The following is a 22,100-nucleotide window of genomic DNA, read 5'->3' as shown; positions in this document are numbered from 1 at the left end:
CGACACCCCTGCCGCCAGGACGGTGACCATGGACGAGACGACAGCTCCGCCGCGTGTGGAGCTCACCGCGCAGGCCGCCGATCTGGTGCGCCGACTGCACGCCGCACACGGTCCGCTGATGTTCCACCAGTCGGGCGGCTGCTGCGACGGCAGCGCGCCCATGTGCTACCCGGACGGCGAGTTCCGCACCGGCGGCTCGGACGTGCTGCTGGCCGAACTCGCGGTGGACGGCGTCGCGGAGCCGGTCACCTTCTGGATGTCCCGCAGCCAGTACGAGGCGTGGAGCCACACCCGCCTGATCGTGGACGTGGTCCCCGGACGCGGTAGCGGATTCTCGCTGGAGGCGCCCGAGGGGGTGCGTTTTCTCACCCGTTCTCGCGTAGTCGACGGCTAGCGGCCTCGTAGGTCACCCGCGTCTGCTGCACTTCCCTGTGTCCTGTGGAACTTGACGAGACATCAGGGGGTGCGGTGACGCATCGTCGGAGACGACCGGCAGCGACGACCCGAACTCTGTTCACGATTCTCACCACGTCCGGCGTGCTGGCCGGTGCGGCCCTCACGGGAGCGGCACCGGCCGGCGCCGTGCCGGGGGCCGGCCGGATCCCGTCCGGGATCACCTACCGGCAGTTCGACGTCCCGGCGGTCCGGGGCACGGTCCGGGCCCACGTGCTGACCGTCGACCTGACCGACCCGCACGTCCGGGTGGACCTGCTCACCCCGGGCGCGGTGGCCGCCCGTGCGCGGGTGTCCGCCATGGCCGACGCGGCCGGTGCCGTCGCGGGCGTGAACGGCGACTTCTTCGACATCACCGAGACCCAGCATCCGGGCGTCGAGGCGACCGGGGCGAGCGTCGGCCCGGCGATCGCCCACGGCAGGGTGCTCAAGGCCGCGGTGCCCACGGCCCAGCGGTTCGGTCCGTCGCTGCCGCCGGGCACCGCCACCACCGACGTCTTCGGCGTGGGCGTGGACCGCCGGGCCCGGCTCGACCGGCTGGTGTTCACCGGCACGGTACGCACCCCCGCCGGGAGCCTCCCGCTGCGCGGGCTCAACCAGTACGCGCTGGCGCAGGGCAGCGTGGGCGTCTACACCGCCGCCTGGGGGTCGGTCTCCCGCAGACGCGCCACCTGCGGTTCGGACACCGACCGGGCGGCCGGGTGCAGCAGGGACACCTTCGAGGTCCGGGTCCGCGACGGCAAGGTGGTCGGCACCTCCCGGGCCCCGGGCAGCGGCCCGATCGCGGCGGGGACGACCGTCCTGCTGGGCCGGGAGGCGGGCGCGGACCGGCTGCGTCGGCTCGTCCGGGGGGAACCGGTCACGGTCCGCGGGCGGCTGCTGGCGTCCGGCGCCAGGACCCCCTACCGCTTCGCGGTGGGCGGCTACCCGGTGCTGCGCGCCGGCGAGCCGCTGCCCGGTCTGGACGACAACGTCTCGGCCGTGCGTACGGCGGTGGGATACGCGAGCGGCGGACGCAGGCTCCTCCTGCTCGCTCTCGACGGCGCGACCGCCTACCGCAAGGGCATGACGATCGCGGAAGTCGCCTCGGAGATGCGGGCGTTGGGCGCGACCGACGCGTTCAGCCTGGACGGCGGCGGCTCCACGACCATGGTGGCCAGGACGGCGGGGGCGAAGACGGTGCGCGTGCTCAACCACCCGACCGACAGCCCGGAACGCGCCGTGGCGAACGGCATCGGGGTGTTCTGGAAACCCTGACCGGTGGTGGGCCGACGGCGGGGGCCGTCGGCTCACGGCCGCAGGCTGCTGACCAGGTCGGCGGTCGCGGTGAGCCCGGTGCTGATGGTGGGCGCCATGCTGGTACTGGCCAGGAAGAAGCCGAGCACCATGCAGACCAGGGCGTGCGAGATCTTCAGCCCGCCCTGGCGCATGAAGAGCACGGCCACGAACAGGAGCAGCAGCACCACAGAGATGGAAACGGCCATCGCGAACCTCCTCCGCCACGCCCTGTCCGGGGCGTTCGGCCGCAAGTGTGGCGTAGCGGAGGGTCGGCCCGCGCAGCTGACACGTCCCCCGTTCGAGTGGTGTTACCGGTGTGACGGCCGCCGCGTCACGGCGCCTGGAGATCGACGAGCCCGGCAAGCGTCTCCCGATGCGCCCCCGCCGTCCCGAAGGCGATCGAATCCGCCTTGGCCCGCTTCAGGTACAGATGGATCGGATGCTCCCAGGTCATTCCGATCCCCGCGTGCAGCTGCAACGCCTCCTCGGCCGCGCGCACGGCGACCGGCCCCGCGTACGCCTGGGCGACGGCCACCAGGACATCCGTGTCTTCACCGGAGGCCAGCGCGTCGGCGGCGCCCCGCGCGGCGGCGCGCAGGTTGACGACCTCCAGCCACAGCTGTGCCAACCGGTGCTTGAGCGCCTGGAACCCGCCCACCGGCCGGTTGAACTGCTTGCGTTCCTTCAGGTAGCGGACGGTCTCCGTCAGCGCCCACTCGGCGACCCCGAACTGCTCCGAGGCCAGCAGCCCGGCCCCGGCCCGCAGCGCACGCCGTACGGCCGGTTCCGCGTCACCCAGGCGACGCCCCGCGGCCCCGTCGAGCGTGACCGTGGCCGGCGGCCGGGTGAGGTCGAGGGCCGGCTGCGGGGTGACGGTCACCGCCGCCGCCTCGACCGCGTACAGGCCGCCGTCGTCCCCCGGCACCAGCAGCACGTCCGCGGCGAGCGCGTCCGCGATCCCGGTCAGCTCGCCGTGCAGCAGCCCGTCCTCGACCCGTGCGGCGTCGAACGCGGCGCCTGGCGCCACGTGCAGACCGACGGCCAGCGCCCCGATCGTCCGCCCGGACGCGAGTCGCCCCAGCAGCTCCGCGTCCCCGCAGGCCAGCAGTGCCTCGGTCGCCACCACGGCACTGGTCAGGTACGGCACGGGCGCCACCGCCCGCCCCAGCTCCTCCAGGACGACGGCGGCTTCCCGGTGCGAGGCGCCCTGGCCGCCCAGCTCCTCCGGCACCAGCAGACCGGCCAGGCCCATGCCGTCGGCCAGCGCCTTCCAGGCCGCCAGGTCGTGCGGGGCGTCCGACTCGGTGCGGGCGATGACGCCGGGGGCGTCACAGTGGTCGGTGAGCAGGTCCCGCACGGCGGAACGCAGCGCCTCTTCCTCCTCCGAGTACAGCAGGTCGGGCTGTGTGCTCATCGGGCCAGGTCCTTCCATGCGACGTCCTTGTCGGTGCGCGGCTCCGCGGGCAGGCCCAGGACGCGCTCGGCGACGATGTTCAGCAGGACCTCGCTGGTCCCGCCCTCGATGCTGTTGCCCTTGGCGCGGAGGTAGCGGTAGCCGGCGTCACGGCCGGTGCAGTCGACCAGTTCGGGCCGGCGCATGGTCCAGTCGTCGTACAACAGGCCTTCCGCGCCGCGCAGTTCCACCTCCAGGCCGCTGATCTCCTGGTTGAGGCGGGCGAAGGCGAGCTTCATGCCGGCGCCCTCGGGGCCGGGCTGGCCGGCGACGAGCTGCTGCCGCAGGCGTTCGGCGGTGAGCCGGGCGACCTCGGACTCGACCCACAGCTTCAGCAGCCGCTGGTGCAGGTCGTGGGTGCGCAGCTCGGGGCGTTCGCGCCAGGTCCTCGCGACCGGGCCGATCATGCCGCCCTCGCGGGGCAGCCGCATGCCGCCGATGGCGACGCGCTCGTTGTTCAGCGTGGTCTGGGCGACCCGCCAGCCGTCGCCGACCTCACCGAGACGGTGGGCGTCGGGGATGCGGACGTCGGTCAGGAAGACCTCGTTGAACTCGGCCTCGCCGGTGATCTGGCGCAGCGGGCGCACGTCCACGCCGGGGTCGGTCATGTCGCAGACGAAGTAGGTGATGCCCGCGTGCTTGGGCACGTTCGGGTCGGTGCGGGCGATGAGGATGGCCCACCGGGAGTTGTGCGCGCCCGAGGTCCACACCTTCTGGCCGTTGACCACCCACGCGTCACCCTCGCGCACGGCCCGGGTGCCGAGCGCGGCGAGGTCGGAACCGGCGCCCGGCTCGCTGAAGAGCTGGCACCAGACCTCCTCGCCGGTCCACAGCGGCCGCAGGAAGCGCTGCTTCTGCTCCTGGGTGCCGTACTTGAGGATGGTCGGCGCGGCCATGCCGAGGCCGATGCCGTTGCGCCGGGGGTCGTTGTCGGGGGCGCCGGCGGCTTGCAGCTCGGCGTCCACGACGGCCTGGAGGGAGCGCGGAGCCCCGAGACCCCCGAGCCCCTCCGGGAAGTGCACCCAGGCGAGTCCCGCGTCGAAGCGGGCCCTGAGGAAGTCGAGCCTGTCCGTCGAGGCGGGCGGGTGGACGGCCAGCAACTCGGCTGTGCGGCGCTTCAGTTCGGCGGCGTCGGTCATGCCGCGGCTCCCTTCGGTACGACGGCGACCCGGCCGGTGGTGACTCCGTCGCCGACCCGCTGCACGGCCGCCGCGGCCTCGGTCAGCGGTACCCGCTCGCTGACCAGCGGCTTGATGGCGCCGGTCGCGGCCAGCTGGGTGAGCTGCTCGTGGCAGTGCGCGATCAGCTTGGGGTTCTTGGTGGCGTAGAGGCCCCAGTGCAGGCCGAGGATCGAGTAGTTCTTCACCAGGGCGTGGTTGAGCGCCGGGCTGGGGATGGTGCCGCTCGCGAAGCCGACGACCACGATCCGTCCCTCGAAGGCGACGACCTTGGCGGACTGGGCGTAGGCCTCGCCGCCGACCGGGTCGAAGACCACGTCGGCGCCCCGGCCGCCGGTGGCCTCCTTCACGGCGGCGACGACGTCCTCGGAACGCCGGTCGATCACGGCGTCACAGCCCAGTTCGCGGGCCACGGCCGCCTTGTCGGCGCCGCCGACGACACCGATGACCGTCGCCCCGGCGGCCTTGCCGAGCTGCACGGCCGCGCTGCCGACCCCGCCCGCGGCGGCGTGCACGAGGAGCGTCTCGCCGGCCTGGAGCGCCGCCCGGCGGTGCAGGGCGAACCAGCCCGTCTGGTAGCCGATGTGCAGCGCGGCGGTCTCGGCGTCGTCCAGCGCGTCCGGCGCGGGCAGCAGGGCGGCGGCGTCCGCGACCGCGTACTCGGCGAAACCGCCGTACGGCAGCGCGGGGTTGGCGATCACCCGGCGTCCGTCCTCGGTCTCCCCGCAGATCTCCACACCGGGGGTGAACGGCAGCGGCGGGCGCACCTGGTAGTGGCCCCGGCACATCAGCACGTCCGGGAAGTTGACGTTGGCGGCGCGCACCTTCAGCAGGACCTGGCCGTCGCCGGGGGTGGGCCGCTCCACCTCCTGGAGCCGCATCACCTCGCTCGGTTCACCGTTCTCGTGCACTTGCCATGCCTGCATGCGGTGCCTCCAGGGACTGCTTCGTCGGGTCCACCGCATACTAAGCGGTCGCTTGCCACCGGGGGAACAGTGTCCTGGGCAACAGCCTCACCTCTTGGGGCGCGCCCGGACGTGCATCCGCTCCCCCTGCGGTCCGAAGAGGCTGAGGAACTCCACCGGCCCCTCCCCCGTCGACCCGAACCAGTGCGGCACCCGGGTGTCGAACTCCGCCGCCTCGCCCGCCCCGAGGACGACGTCGTGCTCGCCGAGCACCAGCCGCAGCCTCCCCGCCAGCACGTAGAGCCACTCGTAGCCCTCGTGGCTGCGCGGGTCGGGTTCGAGGTTGCGTTCCGGTTCGACCACCTTGAAGGCCTGGAGGCCGCCCGGCTGCCGGGTCAGCGGATAGAAGGTGCGGCCGTGCCGCTCCATCGGCCTCGCCCGCACCCGGGGGTCGCCGACCGGCGGGGCGCCGACCAGTTCGTCCAGAGGCACCTGGTGGGCCTGCGCGATCGGCAGCAGCAGCTCCAGGCTGGGCCTGCGCAGCCCGGACTCCAGCCGGGAGAGGGTGCTGACCGAGATGCCGGTGGTCTCGGCCAGGGCGGCCAGGGTCACCTCACGCTCCTTGCGGAGCCGGCGCAGGCGTGGCCCCACGCCCGCGAGAACGTCGTCGGTGGTCATGCGGGCATTGCAGTTTCGGCAAAGCGGTTTGTCAATCCCGCAGCGGCGCGCCGTGCGCGGCCGGCCCACCGGGGTTACGGTCGCCGGAGCGCACCCGGCCACCCGCCAGGGCGACCGGAACCGCGCCGGAGAACCGGTCCCGGGGCTTCCCGGACCGTGCCGACGAGCGGGGGCCGAGGAGACGGCGTGGACGGTCGAGAACGGCGGGGGGCACCCCCGGTGCCCGGCTCCGGAACCGCCCGCAGGCGGTTCCTCGGTCTGTGCGCGGGCGTCGGACTGGGGACGGCGGCCGCCTGCGAGCGGGCCGCCCCGGCCCGCCCGCCCGCCGCGCCGGACGCCCGGCTGCCCGAGGCGGAGCGCGAGCGTCCGGGGACCGCCGACTGGCGCATCGGGTCCCTCGGCGCGCCCGACGCGATCGCCGGCTACACCGACCGGGTGAGCGTGACGCCGGGCGAACCGTTCGGCCTGTCCGTGTCGACCACGGCCGCCGCGTTCCGGATCTCGGCGCTGCGGGTCGGCTGGTACGGCGGGAAGCGGGCCCGGCGGGTCTGGCACTCGCCCCGCATCCCGGGCCGCGCCCAGCCGGCCCCCGGCATCCTCGCCGCCACCCGCACCGTGCGCGCCGGCTGGCCGCGCACGCTCACCGTGGACACCACCGGCTGGCCGGAGGGGGCCTACCTGCTGCGCCTGGAGGCCGAGAGCGGCCACCAGCAGTACGTGCCGCTGATCGTCCGCTCCACGCACGGCGCCGGCCGTACCGTCCTGCTGCACGCCCCGGCGACCTGGCAGGCGTACAACAGGTGGGGCGGGCTCAGCCTCTACGCCGGTGCCGACGGCGGTTACGCGGGCCGCTCGCTGGCCGTCACCTTCGACCGGCCCTACGACCTGAGCGGCGCGGAGAAGTTCCTGGTGTACGAGTGGGCCGCGGTCGTGCTGGCCGAACGCCTGGGCATACCCCTCGCCTACACCACCGGGACGGACGTGCACGCCGACCCGGGCGTGCTGGCCGGGGCCGCCGCCGTCGTCTGCCTGGGCCACGACGAGTACTGGACGCCCGAGCAGCGCCGCCATGTCACGGCCGCCCGGGACGCGGGCACCAACATCGCCTTCCTCGGCGCGAACACCTGCTTCCGCCGGATCCGGCTGGAGGCCTCGGACACCGGTCCCGGCCGTACCGTCGTCTGCTACAAGTCCTCGTACACCGCCGACCCCTGTTTCCCCGCGCGCCCCGCCCTGGTCACCACCGACTTCCGCGCCGCTCCGGGTGCCGACCCGGAGTCCTCCCTCACCGGAGTGCTCTACGAGGGCTACCCGGTGGACGCCCCCTACGTCGTCACGGCGCCGGACCACTGGCTGTACGAGGGCACCGCAGTCCGCGCCGGCCAGGGCTTCGGTCATCTGGTGGGCGTCGAGTACGACCGGGTCCCGCCCGGTACGACCGCCCCGGGTCCGCTGGAGATCACGGCCCACTCCCCGCTGGTGTGCACCGGGCGGAGCAGCCACAGCGACTCGGCGTACTACACCGTGGCCGGCGGTGCCGGGGTCTTCGCGTCCGGCACCATGCGCTGGGTGGAGGCGCTGATGGCGGCCACCGCCGACGGCGCCCGGCACCACGGCATGGACGCGGCCACCCGTGTCTTCGTCACCCGCACCACGGAGAACCTGCTGCGCGCCTTCGCCGAGGGCCCGGCGGCCCGCCACCGACCGGCGCCGCGCCCCAACACCCGGCAGGTGTACGCGACCGCCCCGGCATGACCCCGGCACCGGCACCGGCACGGGGTGTCGACGGGCCGTATCCGGAGCACTATGGCTGCATGCTGCTGACCCGGCTCGCCGAAGTGTCCCGGGAGGTGGCCGCCACCGCGGCCCGGTCCCGCAAGACCGCCCTGCTCGCCGAGCTCTTCCGGGAGACGGCCCCCGACGACGTACCGGTCGTCATCCCCTATCTGGCCGGGCGGCTCCCGCAGGGCCGCCTCGGCGTCGGCTGGAAGGTGCTGAGCCGGCCCGTCGAGCCCGCCGCCGAACCGACCCTCACGGTCCGCGAGGCCGATGCCCGGCTGAGCGAGCTCGGCAAGGTCTCCGGAGCCGGTTCGCAGGCCGAACGGGTCCGGATCGTGGGCGCGTTGATGGGCGCGGCGACCGCGGACGAGCAGCGGTTCCTGCTCGGCCTGATCACCGGGGAGGTCCGGCAGGGCGCCCTGGACGCGGTCGCCGTCGAGGGACTGGCCCAGGCGACCGGCGCGGACGCGGCCGACGTGCGGCGCGCGGTGATGCTCGCCGGGTCGCTCCAGGCGGTGGCCGAGGCGCTGCTCGCCGACGGTCCGCCGGCCCTCGCCCGGTTCCGGCTCACCGTGGGCCGCCCGGTCCATCCGATGCTGGCCCACACCGCCGCCTCGGTCGGCGAGGCGGTGCGGAAGCTGGGCGGCTGCGCGGTCGAGGAGAAGCTGGACGGCATCCGGGTCCAGGTCCACCGCGACGGGGACACGGTGCGCGTCTTCACCCGCACACTGGACGACATCACCGACCGGCTGCCCGAAGTCACCGGCGCGGCAAGGGAGCTGGCGGGCGACCGGTTCGTCCTGGACGGGGAGGTGATCTCCTTCGACGCGGCCGGCCGGCCGCGCTCGTTCCAGGAGACGGCGGGCCGGGTCGGTTCCCGCACGGACGTGGCGAAGGTGGCGCGCGAGGTCCCGGTGTCGCCCGTCTTCTTCGACGCGCTCCGGGTCGGCGACCACGACCTGCTGGACCTCCCCTTCGCCGAACGCCACGCGGAGCTGGCCCGCCTCGTCCCCGAGCCGATGCGGGTGCGCCGGGCACTGGTGGCCGGGGAGCAGGAGACGACGGCCGCCGAGGAGTTCCTCACCGCCACCCTCGACCGCGGCCACGAAGGGGTGGTCGTCAAGGCCCTGGACGCCCCGTACAGCGCGGGCCGCCGGGGCGCCGCCTGGCTGAAGGTCAAGCCGGTGCACACGCTCGACCTGGTCGTCCTGGCCGCGGAATGGGGCCACGGCCGGCGCACCGGCAGGCTCTCCAACCTCCACCTGGGCGCGCTCAACCGGGACGGCACCCTGGCCATGCTCGGCAAGACCTTCAAGGGCATGACCGACGCGATGCTCGAGTGGCAGACCGCCCGGCTGAAGGAGCTGGAGGTCTCGGACGACGGCCGGGTGGTGACCGTACGCCCCGAACTCGTGGTCGAGATCGCCTACGACGGCCTGCAGCGGTCCACCCGCTACCCGGCCGGCGTCACCCTGCGGTTCGCGCGGGTCGTGCGCTATCGCGAGGACAAGCGGCCTCAGGAGGCCGATACGGTGGAGGCCCTGTTGGCCGCCCATCCGGAGGTACGGCGTTGACGGAGCCGAAGCGGAGCGCGGGACTGCTGTTGTTCAGGCGCACGGGTGAGGGCGTCGAGGTGCTGCTCGGGCACATGGGCGGCCCGTACTACGCGAAGAAGGAAGCGGGGGCGTGGGGCGTCCCCAAGGGCGAGTACGAACCCGGTGAACCGGCCTGGGAGGCGGCCCGGCGCGAGTTCCGGGAGGAGCTGGGCCTGGCGCCGCCGGACGGCGAGGCGATCGCCCTGGGCGAGGTCCGGCAGGCCAACGGCAAGATCGTCACGGCGTGGGCGGTCGAGGCGGACCTGGACCCGGCGACGATCGTCCCCGGGACCTTCACGATGGAGTGGCCGCCCCGCTCGGGCCGGATCCAGGAGTTCCCGGAGCTGGACCGGGTGGCCTGGTTCGCCCCGGACCGCGCCCGCGAGGTGATCATTCCCGCCCAGGCCGCGTTTCTCGACCGGCTGGCGGAGCACTCGGGCTGAACAGGGGCCTACGCGTTGCGGTCGCCCGGACCGCGCGGGAAGGTCGTAGCAAGCCCGCTCCCAGGGAGGTCAGCCATGCCCATCGCCACGGTCAACCCGGCGAACGGCGAGACGCTCGAAACGTTCGAGCCCATGGACGAGGACGAGCTCGAACGCCGGCTCGAACTCGCCGAGGCGACGTTCCGTACGTACCGCACGAGCAGCTTCGCCGAGCGCGCCCGGCTGCTGCACCGGGCCGCCGAGCTGCTGGACGCGGACCAGGACGACATCGCCCGCACCATGACCACCGAGATGGGCAAGCCGCTGAAGCAGGCCCGCGCGGAGGCCGCGAAGTGCGCGAAGGCGATGCGCTGGTACGCGGACCACGCGGAGGAGCTGCTGGCCGACGAGGAGCCGGCCGAGACGGACGTGAAGGAGTCGGGCGCGTCCCGGGTGCGGGTGCGCTACCGCCCGCTCGGGCCGGTGCTGGCCGTGATGCCGTGGAACTTCCCGCTCTGGCAGGTGGTCCGGTTCGCGGCGCCGGCGCTGATGGCGGGCAACGTGGGCCTGCTCAAGCACGCGTCCAACGTCCCGGGGACCGCGCTGTACCTGGAGGACCTGTTCCACCGGGCGGGCTTCACCGAGGGCTGCTTCCAGACCCTGCTGATCGGTTCCGGCGCGGTCGACGACATCCTGCGCGACGACCGGGTGAAGGCGGCGACGCTCACGGGCAGTGAGCCCGCGGGCCGGGCGGTGGCGGCCACCGCCGGGGAGATGATCAAGAAGACGGTGCTGGAACTGGGCGGCAGCGACCCCTTCGTGGTGATGCCGTCCGCCGACGTCGACCGGGCCGCGAGCGTCGCGGTGACCGCGCGGGTGCAGAACAACGGGCAGTCGTGCATCGCCGCGAAGCGGTTCATCGTCCACACGGACGTGTACGACGCGTTCGTCGAGAGGTTCGTGGCCGGCATGCGGGCGCTGACGGTCGGCGACCCCATGGACGAGGGGACGGACGTCGGCCCGCTCGCCAGCGAGCAGGGGCGCGCGGACCTGGAGGAACTCGTCGAGGACGCGAAGCGGTCGGGCGCCGAGGTGCTGTGCGGCGGGGAGCGGCCGGAGGGGCCCGGCTGGTTCTACCCGCCGACCGTGCTCGCCGGGATCCACCGGGACATGCGGATCCACCGCGAGGAGGCGTTCGGTCCGGTGGCCACGCTGTACCGGGCCGGGGACCTGGACGAGGCGGTCCTCATCGCCAACGACTCCCCCTTCGGACTGAGTTCGAACGTATGGACGCGTGACGAGGCCGAAGTGGACCGGTTCGTGCGGGACCTGGAGGCGGGCGGTGTGTTCGTCAACGGCATGACCGCCTCCCACCCCGCGTTCCCCTTCGGGGGTGTGAAGCGGTCCGGATACGGCCGTGAGCTGTCCGGGCACGGAATCCGGGAGTTCTGCAACATCACCACCGTTTGGCAGGGTGCGTGACGGTCGCGCGGTTACGATCCCGGGTGTGAACCGCGAAGTGACCCTGCCTCTGATCGTCGACGACCGCGGTACCTTGCAGGTGGCCGCGGCCGACGTGAGTAAGTTGTTGCGGACGTTGGGGGCGCGGTGGCTGCGTCTTGTCGAGGCCGACGAAGGCGGGCTGGACGAGGACACGGTGGCCGCTCTGACCATCGAGCTCGCGAAGCTGGCCGACCGGATCGACGTGGCCTGCATCGCCCACAGCAGTGGGCAGGGGGGGTAGTCCGGCGGGTTCGCGGCGAAGCGGGGGCGGTCCGGCAGCGCGCGACGCTACCGCGACTGCCCTGACCTGGTCTTATTCGGCCTTTCCGCGGCCGGGCCGGACGGCGTGTCCTGCTCCTCGGGGGTATCTCTGCGGTGATTCGACCCTGACACGGGGTCACCGGTTCGGAGTAGTCCGACGCGAGATCGTCGCCCTCTCGGGTGATCGTGAGGGGACCACCTCCTGAGGTGAACCACCTTCCAACCGGCGGGCCCAAACCCGCCGGAAGGCTGAAAGCAGGCACGGTTCATGGCGACTTTGTGCAAACCCTCAGTGTCGGTCCCGGAGTACGTGATCACGATGGAGGAGACGCTGGAACTGGCGCGCTCCCACCACGAGAACCACCCGCAGCTGCCGTTGGCGCTGAGACTGATCGAGAACACGGGCGTTCGCACCCGGCACATCGTGCAGCCGATCGAGGAAACCCTCAAGCATCCCGGATTCGAGGAGCGCAACAAGCTCTACGAGGCCGAGGCCAAGGCTCGGGTCCCCGCAGTCATCCAGCGTGCGCTCGACGACGCCGAACTCCTCACCACCGACATCGACGTGATCATCTACGTCTCGTGCACGGGCTTCATGATGCCGTCGCTCACCGCGTGGCTGATCAACGAGATGGACTTCGACTCCACCACCCGTCAGCTGCCCATCGCCCAGCTGGGCTGCGCGGCCGGCGGAGCGGCCATCAACCGGGCGCACGACTTCTGCTCGGCGTACCCGGACGCCAACGCGCTCATCGTGGCCTGCGAGTTCTGCTCGCTGTGCTACCAGCCCACCGACCTCGGCGTCGGCTCGCTGCTCTCCAACGGCCTGTTCGGTGACGGCATCGCCGCCGCCGTGGTCCGCGGCAAGGGCGGCACGGGCGTCGAGCTCGAACGCAACGGCTCGTACCTGATCCCGAAGACCGAGGAGTGGATCATGTACGACGTCCGGGCCACCGGGTTCCACTTCCTGCTGGACAAGCGGGTGCCCGCGACGATGGAGCCGCTCGCGCCGGCCCTCCAGGACCTGGCGGGACTGCACGGCTGGAACGCCGCCGACCTGGACTTCTACATAGTCCACGCGGGCGGCCCCCGCATCCTCGACGACCTGAGCAAGTTCCTGGAGGTCGATCCGCACGCGTTCCGGTTCAGCCGGTCCACGCTCACCGAGTACGGCAACATCGCGAGCGCCGTCGTCCTGGACGCGCTGCGCCGGATGTTCGACGAGGGCGGCGCCGAGCACCGGGCGCGCGGCCTGCTCGCCGGGTTCGGTCCCGGCATCACCGCGGAGATGTCGCTGGGTCGCTGGCGGCGTTCGGACGCAGAGGCGGCCTGACCGAGATGACGCTCACCGAACCACTCGACCCGGCCGACGAGGCACCCGGCGCGGTGCCCGTGGAGGCCGCCTGCCCGGTCCGGCACTGGGAGGTGCCGGACCTGGCGGGGGTGGACTTCGACCCCACCCTGGCCGAGCTGATGCGCGAGGGCCCGGTCACCCGGATCCAGCTGCCGAACGGCGAGGGCTGGGCGTGGCTGGTCACCCGGTACGACGACGTACGCATGGTGGCCAACGACCTCCGGTTCAGCCGCGAGGCGGTGGCGGATCAGCCGGTCACCCGGCTCGCCCCGCACTTCATCCCGGACCGGGGCGCGGTCGGCTTCCTCGACCCGCCCGACCACACCCGGCTGCGCCGTACGGTGGCCCCCGCGCTCACCAGCAAGGGGGTGGAGCGGGTCCGGGAGAAGGCGCGCCGGATGCTGGACGAGATCGTCGACGAACTCGTCCGGGACGGCCCGCCGGCGGACCTCACGGCGACGGTCCTCAGCCCGTTCCCCATCGCGGTGATCTGCGAGGTGATGGGGGTACCGGCCGCCGACCGGCACAGCATGCACATCTGGACCCAGCTGATCCTGTCCTCCAGCCACGGCAAGGAGGTCAGCGAGAAGGCCAAGCGTGAGATGAGCGCCTACTTCGGCGATCTGATCGCGCTGCGCGAGGACAGCACCGGCGAGGACGTGACGTCGCTGCTCGGCGCCGCGGTGGGCCGCGGCGAGGTCACGCTGGAGGAGGCGGTCGGTCTCGCCGTCCTGCTCCAGATCGGCGGTGAGGCGGTCACCAACAACAGCGGGCAGATGTTCTACCTGCTGCTGACCCGCCCCGACCTCCTCGACCGGCTGCGCACCGAGCCGGAGATCCGTCCCCGGGCGATCGACGAACTCCTGCGCTACATCCCGCACCGCAGCGCGGTCGGGCTGTCCCGGATCGCAGCGCGGGACGTGGAGATCAAGGGTGTTCTGATCCGCGCGGGCGACCCGGTCTACGTCTCGTACCTGGCCGCCAACCGCGACCCGGACGTCTTCCCCGACCCGGAGACGATCGACTTCGCCCGCAGCCCCAACCCCCACCTCGCCTTCGGGTTCGGCCCGCACTACTGCCCCGGCGGCCAGCTCGGCCGACTGGAGGAGGAGTTGCTGGTCGACGCCCTCCTCGACCGGCTGCCCGGACTGCGGCTCGCCGTGCCCCCGGAGCAGGTGCCCTTCCGGAAGGGCGCGTTGATCCGGGGACCCGAGGCCCTTCCGGTGACCTGGTGAGCGGCCCATGACGACGACCGAGGGACTTCTCGTACCGCCGGGCCACGGGCGCGTGGTCCACACGCCGGCCCAGCGTGTCACGTTCAAGGTGACGGGCGCGCACTCACGGATGGCCTCCACCTTCGAGGTGGAGGTCCCGCCGGGCTTCGACGTGGGCGCCCATGTGCACACCCGCAGCGAGGAGCTGTTCTACGTCCTCGAAGGCGAGCTGGACGTCCTCGCCTTCGAGCCACGCATCCGCACCCCCGACAACTGGCAGCGCTGGGAGTCGAGTTCGGGTTCGAGAGTGGTGCGGGCGACCCCAGGCACGGTGATCGCCGTCCCCCCGGGCTGCCCGCACGCCTTCGCCAACCCGACGGACACCCCGGCGAAGATGTTCTTCCAGGCATCCCCGCCACCGGACCACGAGCGCTACTTCGAGGAGCTGCTGGAGATCCTCGGGAGCGGCGGCCCACCCGATCACGAGGCGATCGAGGAACTCCGCAGGCGCTACGACATCGAGCAACTGACACCGCTGAAGCACAGGTGAGGAGATGTGCCCAGGGGCGCTGGGGGTACCCCCGGCCGAAGGCCGGGGGAGGAACTGCGCGAGCAACCACGACGCACCGCGAGCCCGCGACGCACCCGCACCCCTACGGCGCTACCGGATCGGCATCCCCGCCAGCGTCCGCGCGATCACCAGCCGCTGGATCTCACTCGTGCCCTCGAAGATCGTGTAGATGGCCGCGTCCCGGTGCATCCGCTCCACCGGGTACTCCCGTGTGTACCCGTTGCCCCCGAGGATCTGGATCGCCTGCGCGGTGACCTGCTTCGCCGTCTCGCTGGCGAACAGCTTCGACATCGACCCCTCGGCCGCGGTGAACGGCTTCCCGTTGATCCCCATCCAGGACGCCCGCCACACCAGCAGCCGGGCCGCGTCGATGGCGGTACGCATGTCCGCGAGCTGGAAGGCCACGCCCTGGTTGTCGATGATCGGCCGCCCGAACTGCTCACGGGTCCTGGCGTAGTCGAGGGCGACTTCATAGGCGGCACGTGCCGTGCCGACCGCCATGGCACCGACCGCGGGGCGGCTCGCCTCGAACGTGGCCATCGCCGCGTTCTTGACGCGCTCGCCGCCCGACCTCGCCCGCTCCCGGGCCCGGGCCAGCCGCTCGTCCAGCTTCTCCTTGCCGCCGAGCAGGCAGGAACCGGGCACCCGGACGTCGTCGAGGATGACCTCGGCGGTGTGCGAGGCGCGGATCCCGTGCTTCTTGAACTTCTGCCCCTGGGCGAGCCCGGGCGTCCCCGGCGGCACGATGAAGGACGCGTGGCCCTTGGAGCCGAGCTCCGGGTCGACGACCGCGACGACCACGTGGACGTTGGCGATACCGCCGTTGGTCGCCCAGGTCTTCGTGCCGTTGAGCACCCACTCGTCCTTGGCCTCGTCGTAGACGGCCTTGGTGCGCATGGAGGCCACGTCGGAGCCGGCGTCCGGCTCGGAGGAGCAGAACGCGGCGACCTTGACGTCGTTCGGGTCGCCGTACATCTGGGGGATCCAGGTGCCGATCTGCTCCTCGGTGCCGTTGGCGAGGACGCCGACGGCGGCCAGACCCGTGCCCACGATGGACAGGGCGATGCCCGCGTCGCCCCAGAACAGCTCCTCCATGGCCATCGGTATGCCGAGGCCGGTGGGGTCGAAGTACTGCTGCGCGTAGAAGTCGAGGGAGTAGATGCCGACCTTCGCGGCCTCCTGGATGACCGGCCAGGGAGTCTCCTCACGCTCGTCCCATTCGGCGGCGGCGGGACGGATGACGTCGGCGGCGAAACCGTGCAGCCAGTCCCGGACCTCCTTCTGTTCGTCGTTGAGCTCCATGGTGAACTCGGCCATGACCCCTCCAGCGGCGGCGCATAATGTGTTACTAGCGGTAACCCAAGTCTGTTACTGGTCAGTAGGAAAAGTCAACTCCCGAGGTCACCTCGGCAGCCAGTTCGATACGGGGCGGCTGTCAGGTGTTAGTTTGCGCAGGCGTCAGCGAAACAGCACGGGTGGGGAGAGCAGATGGACACCACACAGCGGACCGAACAGCAGCGGTCCGCCGACCGCCGACGGCGTGAGCTGCTGGAGGCCGCCGACCGGGTGGTGCTGCGCGACGGCCCACAGGCTTCCATGAACGCGATCGCGGCGGAGGCCGGCATCACCAAACCGATCCTGTACCGGCACTTCGGCGACAAGAGCGGGCTCTACGCGGCGCTGGCCAAGCGGCACACCGACGCGCTGCTGAACTCGCTGCGCGCGGCGCTGGACGCGCCCGCGGACCGCCGGGAGCGGGTCGAGGCGACGCTGGACACCTACCTCGCGGCGATCGAGGCGCGGCCGCAGGTGTACCGGTTCCTGATGCACCCCGCCGAGGGCGGCACCGGGGCGGACCAGGGGTTCGATGTCGGCAAGCACTCGGCGCCGCTGTTGCGCAGGATGGGCGAGGAGCTGGCGCAGGTCATCGAGGACCGGTTGGACCTGGGGCCGAACAGCCAGCAGCTGGCCCGGGTGTGGGGGCACGGGATCGTCGGGATGATGCACGCGGCCGGGGACTGGTGGCTGGGGGAACGGCCGTGTTCTCGTGACGAGTTGGTGAAGAGTCTGGCCGACCTGCTGTGGGGGCGGCTTGCCGCGGCGGGGGACAGAGTGGGGGGTCCCGGGTTCTGAGGGTCGTGTGTCGTCGCACGGCCGATGAGGGCTGGTCGCGCAGTTCCTCGCGCCCCCTTCGGGGCGTGTCCGCTCACCGGTGCCAAGAGGATTTCGTCACCTGTCGCATCAGTCTGCGCTTGCGCCAGCCCGTGACGTGGTCGGCGTAGACGTGGCCCTCCAGGTGGTCGGTCTCGTGCTGGAGGCATCTCGCGAAGAAGCCCGTGCCGTCGATCGTGACCGGGTCGCCCTGGGCGGTGAAGCCCTCGACCACCGCGTGGTCGTAGCGCTCCGTGCCCGCCTCCAGGCCCGGCAGGGACAGGCAGCCCTCCGGGCCGCGCAGCGTGACGCCGTCCGTCAAGACCAGGCGCGGGTTCACCACGTGGCCCAGGTGGCGGACGTCCTCGTCGTCGGGGCAGTCGTAGACGAACACCCGCAGCGACTCCCCCACCTGGTTGGCCGCCAGGCCCACCCCCTCCGCCGCGTACATCGTCGCGAACAAGTCCTCCACCAGACGGGAGAGTTCGGGGCCGAAGTCGGTGACCTCCGCGCAACGGGCGTGCAGGACGGGGTCGCCGAGCAGGATGAGGGGCCGGACCCGCCCGTGGGCGCCCGGAATGGAACCGTGTCGCATGGCCGCAAGGGTACGGTTCGAATCAGCCCCTGCCCGCCGCGCTGGCGAGGGCCGCAATTCGGGTGTGCGAACGGATCTCGATAGGCTTGCCTCACACCACGTTGCCGGATGGCTGAGGCGCGGCGCGTACGCAAGGAGGATCGAGAACTGATGGCAGGCAACTCGGACCCGCTCACGCCGCGGGCCAAGCTGGCCGTGACCGCGGGCAAGGCGGTCGCGGCGGCATCGCGGGCAGCGGGGCGCGGCAGCGGATCCGTGATCGGGGGCCGGGTCGCGCTCAAACTCGACCCCGACCTTCTCGCCCGGCTCGCTCAGAACCTGGACGTGACGCTCGTCTCGGCGACGAACGGCAAGACGACGACCACCCGGCTCATCGCCGAGGCGCTGAAGGCCGCGGGGCCGGTCGTGTCCAACGCGCTCGGGGCCAACATGCCGGCCGGCATCACGTCGGCGCTCGCGGGCGGCTCGGAGTCCAAGTTCGGTGTCATCGAGGTCGACGAGAAGTACCTGGCCGGGGTGGCCCGGGACACCGACCCCAAGTGCATCGCCCTGCTCAACCTCTCCCGCGACCAGCTCGACCGCGCCGCCGAGACCCGGATGCTCGCCGAGAACTGGCGCGAGGGCCTGGCCGGGTCGAAGGCCGTCATCGTGGCGAACTGCGACGACCCGCTGGTGGTGTGGGCCGCGTCCTCCTCCCCCAACGTGGTCTGGGTCGCCGCCGGGCAGATGTGGAAGGACGACGCCTGGTCCTGCCCGTCCTGCGGTGGCGTGATGCAGCGGCCGGGCGACGACTGGTTCTGCGGCGAGTGCGGGTTCCGCCGGCCGACGCCGAGCTGGGTGCTGTCCGGGGACCACGTGCTCGACCCGCACGGGTCCGCCTGGCCCATCCACCTCCAGCTCCCGGGCCGTGCCAACAAGGCGAACGCCGCCTCCTCGGCGGCCGTGGCCGCCGTCTTCGGGGTGCCGCCGCAGGTCGCCCTGGAACGGATGTACCAGGTGCAGGCCGTCGCGGGACGGTACGACGTCGTGCAGTTCCAGGGACGGGACCTGCGGCTGCTCCTCGCCAAGAACCCGGCCGGCTGGCTGGAGACGTTCTCGCTGATCGACCCGCCGCCGACCCCGGTGATCCTCTCGGTGAACGCCCGCGGCGCGGACGGCACCGACACCTCCTGGCTGTGGGACGTGGACTACACGCGCCTCACCGGCCACCCGATCTTCGTGCTCGGTGACCGCAAGCTCGACCTGGCCGTCCGTCTGGAGGTCGCGGGCCAGCACTTCCAGGTCTGCGACTCCCTCGACCAGGCCGTGCAGATGTGCCCGCCGGGCCGTATCGAGGTCATCGCGAACTACACGGCGTTCCAGGACCTGCGCCGCCGCGTCGGCAACTGACTGACCCCCGAAGGAACGATCACCTCATGAGCGACAACCAACTGCGGCTGGTGTGGATCTACCCGGACCTGCTCAGCACCTACGGCGACCAGGGCAACGCCCTCGTGGTGGAGCGCCGGGCCCGGCAGCGCGGTCTCGACGTGGCCCGGCTGGACGTGCGCAGTGACCAGCCGATCCCGACCTCCGGTGACATCTACCTGATCGGCGGCGGCGAGGACCGTCCGCAGCGGCTCGCCGCGGAGCGGCTGCGCCGTGACGGGCACCTGTACCGGGCGGTGGAGAACGGCGCGATCGTGTTCTCCGTCTGCGCCGGCTACCAGATCCTCGGGCACGAGTTCATCAACGACCTGGGGCAGCGGGAGCCGGGACTCGGCCTGCTGGACGTGACGACCGTGCGCGGCACCGGCGAGCGGTGCGTCGGTGACGTCCTCGCGGACATCGACCCGCGCCTGGGGCTGCCCCAGCTCACCGGGTTCGAGAACCACCAGGGCGTCACCCAGCTCGGCCCCACCGCCCGCCCCTTCGCCCGGGTCCAGCTGGGCCGGGGCAACGGCACCGGGGACGGCACGGAGGGCGCGTACAACGAGACCGTCTTCGGTACGTACATGCACGGGCCCGTGCTCGCCCGCAACCCGCTCATCGCCGACCTGCTGCTGAAGCTGGCGCTCGACGTCAACGCGCTGCCGCCGATCGACGACCGGTGGTACGAGGCGCTCCGCACCGAGCGCATCGCGTCCGCCCAGCAGCCCGCCTGAGCTGGGTCGGAGAGGCCGGTTCCGGGCCCGCCTGACAGGGTGTCCGCTCACATGTGCGGGCACGTCCAGCAGGCGGACGCCCGGTGCGGAGGGACCCCCTCGCGCGGGTAGGGTGACGGCGATGACAGCCGGACAGCGTGGTCCGGTCTCCGGCCCACGTGGAGAAGGTTGTTTCGGGCTATGCGCATTGGTGTCCTCACGTCCGGCGGCGACTGCCCCGGCCTGAACGCCGTCATCCGGTCCGTCGTCCACCGTGCCGTCGTCGACCACGGCGACGAGGTCATCGGTTTCCGGGACGGCTGGAAGGGCCTCCTGGAATGCGACTACCTCAAGCTCGACCTCGACGCCGTGGCCGGCATCCTGGCCCGCGGCGGCACCATCCTCGGGTCCTCCCGGGTCCAGCCCTCGCACCTGCGGGACGGCGTGGAGCGGGCCAAGGGCCACGTCGCCGAGCTCGGCCTCGACGCGATCATCCCGATCGGCGGTGAGGGCACGCTGAAGGCGGCCCGGCTGATGTCGGACGCCGGCCTGCCGATCGTCGGCGTCCCGAAGACCATCGACAACGACATCGCCGTCACCGACGTCACCTTCGGCTTCGACACGGCCGTGGGGGTCGCCACCGAGGCCCTCGACCGGCTGAAGACCACCGCGGAGTCCCACCAGCGGGTGCTCGTCGTGGAGGTCATGGGGCGGCACACCGGCTGGATCGCTCTGCACTCCGGTATGGCCGCCGGCGCCCACGCCATCGTCGTGCCCGAGCGGCCCTTCGACATCGAGGAGCTGGCCCGCCGGGTCGGCGAGCGGTTCGAGGCCGGGAAGCGGTTCGCCATCGTCGTCGCGGCGGAGGGGGCGAAGCCGAAGGCCGGCAGCATGGAGTTCGACGAGGGCGGCAAGGACATCTACGGGCACGAGCGGTTCGCCGGGATCGCCCGGCAGCTCTCCGTCGAGCTGGAGCAGCGGCTCGGCAAGGAGGCGCGGCCGGTGATCCTCGGGCACGTCCAGCGGGGTGGCACGCCCACGGCGTACGACCGGGTGCTGGCGACGCGGTTCGGGTGGCACGCGGTGGAGGCGGCGCACCGCGGGGAGTTCGGAAACATGACCGCGCTGCGGGGGACGGACATCGTGATGGTTCCGTTGGCCGAGGCGGTGGAGACGTTGAAGACGGTTCCTTCGGAGCGGTACGACGAGGCGGAGACCGTGCTGTGAGGGTCGTGGTCGTGTGTTGCCCGCGGGTGAGCTGTGGCTGGTCGCGCAGTTCCCCGCGCCCCTGACGGGGCGCTCCGGTGCCCCGGTCGCAGGGGCGCCCGGGGACGGTTCTAAGGTGGGGCCCGAGAGAAACCGCACAACCCCCCACGAATCAGGAGCCGCCGGATGGATCACAGCGGGCACGGCATGACCATGGATCTGCCGCCGTTCACGCTGGGGCGGGGGCTGGAGTGGTCGGCCGATCCGTTCTTCCTCGTGGCCTGTGTCGCGGGGCTCGCGCTGTACGCGTGGGGTGTGGTGCGGCTGCGGCGACGCGGGGACTCCTGGTCCGCGGGGCGCACCGCGTCGTTCGGGGTCGGCGTGCTGACCGTCGTGCTCGTGATGTGCACCCGGCTGAACGACTACGGGATGGTCATGTTCAGCGTGCACATGGTGCAGCACATGGTCATCAGCATGCTGTCACCCATCCTGATCCTGCTGGGCGCCCCGGTGACGCTCGCGCTGCGGGCGCTGCCGGTCGCCGGGAGGGGGCGGAAGGGGCCTCGCGAGCTGCTGCTGGCCCTGCTGCACAGCCGGTACATGCGGATCATCACCCACCCCGCCTTCACCATCCCGCTGTTCATCGCGAGCCTGTACGCGCTCTACTTCAGCCCGCTGTTCGACTTCCTCATGGGGTCGAAGGCCGGGCACGTCGCGATGATGGTGCACTTCCTCGCCGTCGGCGTCGTCTTCTTCTGGCCGATCATCGGTGTCGACCCGGGACCGCACCGGCCGGGGCACCTCATGCGGATGCTGGAGCTGTTCGCCGGCATGCCGTTCCACGCGTTCTTCGGCATCGCGTTGATGATGGCGTCCGAGCCGATGGTGGAGACCTTCAAGAACCCGCCCGCCTCGCTCGGCATCGACGCGCTCTCCGACCAGAACGCGGCCGGCGGGATCGCCTGGGCGTTCAGTGAGATCCCGTCCGTGCTGGTGCTGATCGCACTGCTGTTCCAGTGGTACGGCTCCGAGCAGCGCCAGGCGCGGCGCACGGACCGGGCCGCCGACCGGGACGGCGACAAGGAGCTGGAGGCCTACAACGCCTATCTGGCTTCGCTCAACGCCCGCAAGGGCTGATCCGGGGCACCATGGAGGGGGCACCATGGAGGGGGACGGACCACGAGGAGGGTGTCGCGATGCCCGGTTCTGCGAACGGTTCGAACGGTTCCACCAAGGCGATGGGGGTGCTGACCGTGGGCGGCCTGGTGGTGGTGACCGCCTACACGGTGGCGCTCGGCAGCAACGGCTGGCTGTGGTTCGGCTGGGTGGTGCTCGGGCTGCTCACGCTGGCGATGGTGATGACCCGGCAGAGCGGCTGACC

General features: G+C 72.1%; 23 protein-coding genes. 16 read left to right on the top strand and 7 right to left on the bottom strand.

Annotation, left to right across the window (positions count from 1 at the left end; genetic code table 11):
• Positions 1–28 precede the first annotated feature (28 nt).
• Positions 29–394 (top strand): DUF779 domain-containing protein, encoded by a 366-nt coding sequence (locus ACZ3KP_RS01010; RefSeq protein ID WP_467495287.1) that lies wholly within the window; start codon positions 29–31, stop codon positions 392–394.
• A gap of 143 nt (positions 395–537) precedes the next feature.
• Positions 538–1,710: a phosphodiester glycosidase family protein gene (locus tag ACZ3KP_RS01005; RefSeq protein WP_467495285.1), complete on the top strand. Its 1,173-nt coding sequence runs from the start codon at positions 538–540 to the stop codon at positions 1,708–1,710.
• A gap of 32 nt (positions 1,711–1,742) precedes the next feature.
• Here ACZ3KP_RS01005 and ACZ3KP_RS01000 read toward each other — a convergent pair whose 3' ends face one another.
• From ACZ3KP_RS01000 to ACZ3KP_RS00980, 5 genes are all read right to left on the bottom strand, one after another.
• Positions 1,743–1,937 carry a hypothetical protein gene (locus tag ACZ3KP_RS01000; RefSeq protein WP_132887893.1) on the bottom strand — a complete coding sequence of 65 codons (195 nt, stop codon included), beginning with the start codon at positions 1,935–1,937 and terminating at the stop codon, positions 1,743–1,745.
• A 125-nt stretch (positions 1,938–2,062) separates the two neighbouring features.
• A complete protein-coding gene (locus ACZ3KP_RS00995) occupies positions 2,063–3,145 on the bottom strand; it encodes an acyl-CoA dehydrogenase family protein (RefSeq protein WP_467495282.1) in 1,083 nt (360 codons plus the stop codon).
• Entirely contained in the window at positions 3,142–4,323 is a 1,182-nt protein-coding gene (locus ACZ3KP_RS00990) for an acyl-CoA dehydrogenase family protein (protein WP_467495281.1), read from the bottom strand. Before ACZ3KP_RS00990 ends, ACZ3KP_RS00995 begins: the two co-directional genes overlap by 4 nt.
• Positions 4,320–5,288, bottom strand: coding sequence for an NADPH:quinone oxidoreductase family protein (locus tag ACZ3KP_RS00985; protein WP_467495279.1), 969 nt, complete (start codon positions 5,286–5,288; stop codon positions 4,320–4,322). Before ACZ3KP_RS00985 ends, ACZ3KP_RS00990 begins: the two co-directional genes overlap by 4 nt.
• 87 nt (positions 5,289–5,375) lie before the next feature.
• Positions 5,376–5,945, bottom strand: coding sequence for a helix-turn-helix domain-containing protein (locus tag ACZ3KP_RS00980; RefSeq protein ID WP_467495277.1), 570 nt, complete (start codon positions 5,943–5,945; stop codon positions 5,376–5,378).
• Between the two features lie 186 nt (positions 5,946–6,131).
• Here ACZ3KP_RS00980 and ACZ3KP_RS00975 point away from each other — a divergent pair, with 186 nt between their 5' ends.
• From ACZ3KP_RS00975 to ACZ3KP_RS00940, 8 genes are all read left to right on the top strand, one after another.
• Positions 6,132–7,700: a N,N-dimethylformamidase beta subunit family domain-containing protein gene (locus ACZ3KP_RS00975; protein ID WP_467495275.1), complete on the top strand. Its 1,569-nt coding sequence runs from the start codon at positions 6,132–6,134 to the stop codon at positions 7,698–7,700.
• A gap of 59 nt (positions 7,701–7,759) precedes the next feature.
• On the top strand, positions 7,760–9,298 hold the full coding sequence (locus tag ACZ3KP_RS00970; RefSeq protein ID WP_467495273.1) for an ATP-dependent DNA ligase: 1,539 nt from the start codon (positions 7,760–7,762) through the stop codon (positions 9,296–9,298).
• A complete protein-coding gene (locus ACZ3KP_RS00965) occupies positions 9,295–9,762 on the top strand; it encodes an NUDIX hydrolase (RefSeq protein WP_358979788.1) in 468 nt (155 codons plus the stop codon). The genes ACZ3KP_RS00970 and ACZ3KP_RS00965 overlap by 4 nt, the downstream gene beginning before the upstream one ends.
• Before the next feature lie 75 nt (positions 9,763–9,837).
• On the top strand, positions 9,838–11,223 hold the full coding sequence (locus ACZ3KP_RS00960) for an NADP-dependent succinic semialdehyde dehydrogenase (protein WP_467495271.1): 1,386 nt from the start codon (positions 9,838–9,840) through the stop codon (positions 11,221–11,223).
• Positions 11,224–11,248: 25 nt separating this feature from the next.
• Positions 11,249–11,485 (top strand): DUF6213 family protein, encoded by a 237-nt coding sequence (locus tag ACZ3KP_RS00955; RefSeq protein ID WP_132887885.1) that lies wholly within the window; start codon positions 11,249–11,251, stop codon positions 11,483–11,485.
• Between the two features lie 288 nt (positions 11,486–11,773).
• Complete coding sequence (locus ACZ3KP_RS00950; protein WP_467495269.1) at positions 11,774–12,838, top strand: type III polyketide synthase; 1,065 nt, start codon at positions 11,774–11,776, stop codon at positions 12,836–12,838.
• Positions 12,835–14,094, top strand: a complete 1,260-nt coding sequence (locus ACZ3KP_RS00945) for a cytochrome P450 (RefSeq protein ID WP_467496730.1) — start codon at positions 12,835–12,837, stop codon at positions 14,092–14,094. Before ACZ3KP_RS00950 ends, ACZ3KP_RS00945 begins: the two co-directional genes overlap by 4 nt.
• Before the next feature lie 7 nt (positions 14,095–14,101).
• On the top strand, positions 14,102–14,623 hold the full coding sequence (locus ACZ3KP_RS00940; RefSeq protein ID WP_467495267.1) for a cupin domain-containing protein: 522 nt from the start codon (positions 14,102–14,104) through the stop codon (positions 14,621–14,623).
• Between the two features lie 111 nt (positions 14,624–14,734).
• On the opposite strand, the gene ACZ3KP_RS00935 is transcribed toward ACZ3KP_RS00940, so the two are convergent.
• Complete coding sequence (locus ACZ3KP_RS00935) at positions 14,735–15,961, bottom strand: acyl-CoA dehydrogenase family protein (RefSeq protein WP_467495265.1); 1,227 nt, start codon at positions 15,959–15,961, stop codon at positions 14,735–14,737.
• Positions 15,962–16,132: 171 nt separating this feature from the next.
• Here ACZ3KP_RS00935 and ACZ3KP_RS00930 point away from each other — a divergent pair, with 171 nt between their 5' ends.
• On the top strand, positions 16,133–16,777 hold the full coding sequence (locus ACZ3KP_RS00930) for a TetR/AcrR family transcriptional regulator (protein ID WP_132887880.1): 645 nt from the start codon (positions 16,133–16,135) through the stop codon (positions 16,775–16,777).
• Between the two features lie 73 nt (positions 16,778–16,850).
• Here ACZ3KP_RS00930 and def read toward each other — a convergent pair whose 3' ends face one another.
• Positions 16,851–17,390 (bottom strand): peptide deformylase, encoded by a 540-nt coding sequence (def, locus tag ACZ3KP_RS00925; protein WP_467495263.1) that lies wholly within the window; start codon positions 17,388–17,390, stop codon positions 16,851–16,853.
• Between the two features lie 150 nt (positions 17,391–17,540).
• Here def and ACZ3KP_RS00920 point away from each other — a divergent pair, with 150 nt between their 5' ends.
• From ACZ3KP_RS00920 to ACZ3KP_RS00900, 5 genes are all read left to right on the top strand, one after another.
• Entirely contained in the window at positions 17,541–18,779 is a 1,239-nt protein-coding gene (locus ACZ3KP_RS00920) for a MurT ligase domain-containing protein (protein ID WP_132887878.1), read from the top strand.
• Between the two features lie 26 nt (positions 18,780–18,805).
• On the top strand, positions 18,806–19,534 hold the full coding sequence (locus ACZ3KP_RS00915) for a type 1 glutamine amidotransferase (RefSeq protein WP_132887877.1): 729 nt from the start codon (positions 18,806–18,808) through the stop codon (positions 19,532–19,534).
• Between the two features lie 180 nt (positions 19,535–19,714).
• Positions 19,715–20,740, top strand: a complete 1,026-nt coding sequence (locus ACZ3KP_RS00910; protein WP_467495261.1) for a 6-phosphofructokinase — start codon at positions 19,715–19,717, stop codon at positions 20,738–20,740.
• A 165-nt stretch (positions 20,741–20,905) separates the two neighbouring features.
• Complete coding sequence (locus tag ACZ3KP_RS00905; protein WP_467495259.1) at positions 20,906–21,856, top strand: cytochrome c oxidase assembly protein; 951 nt, start codon at positions 20,906–20,908, stop codon at positions 21,854–21,856.
• 59 nt (positions 21,857–21,915) lie between these two features.
• Positions 21,916–22,098 (top strand): hypothetical protein, encoded by a 183-nt coding sequence (locus ACZ3KP_RS00900; RefSeq protein WP_132887874.1) that lies wholly within the window; start codon positions 21,916–21,918, stop codon positions 22,096–22,098.
• Positions 22,099–22,100: the final 2 nt, after the last annotated feature.

This window comes from Streptomyces sp. NPDC020958, assembly GCF_055562175.1.
Note: the sequence above shows the minus strand (reverse complement) of the source record. Positions and strands in the feature narration are given on the sequence as shown.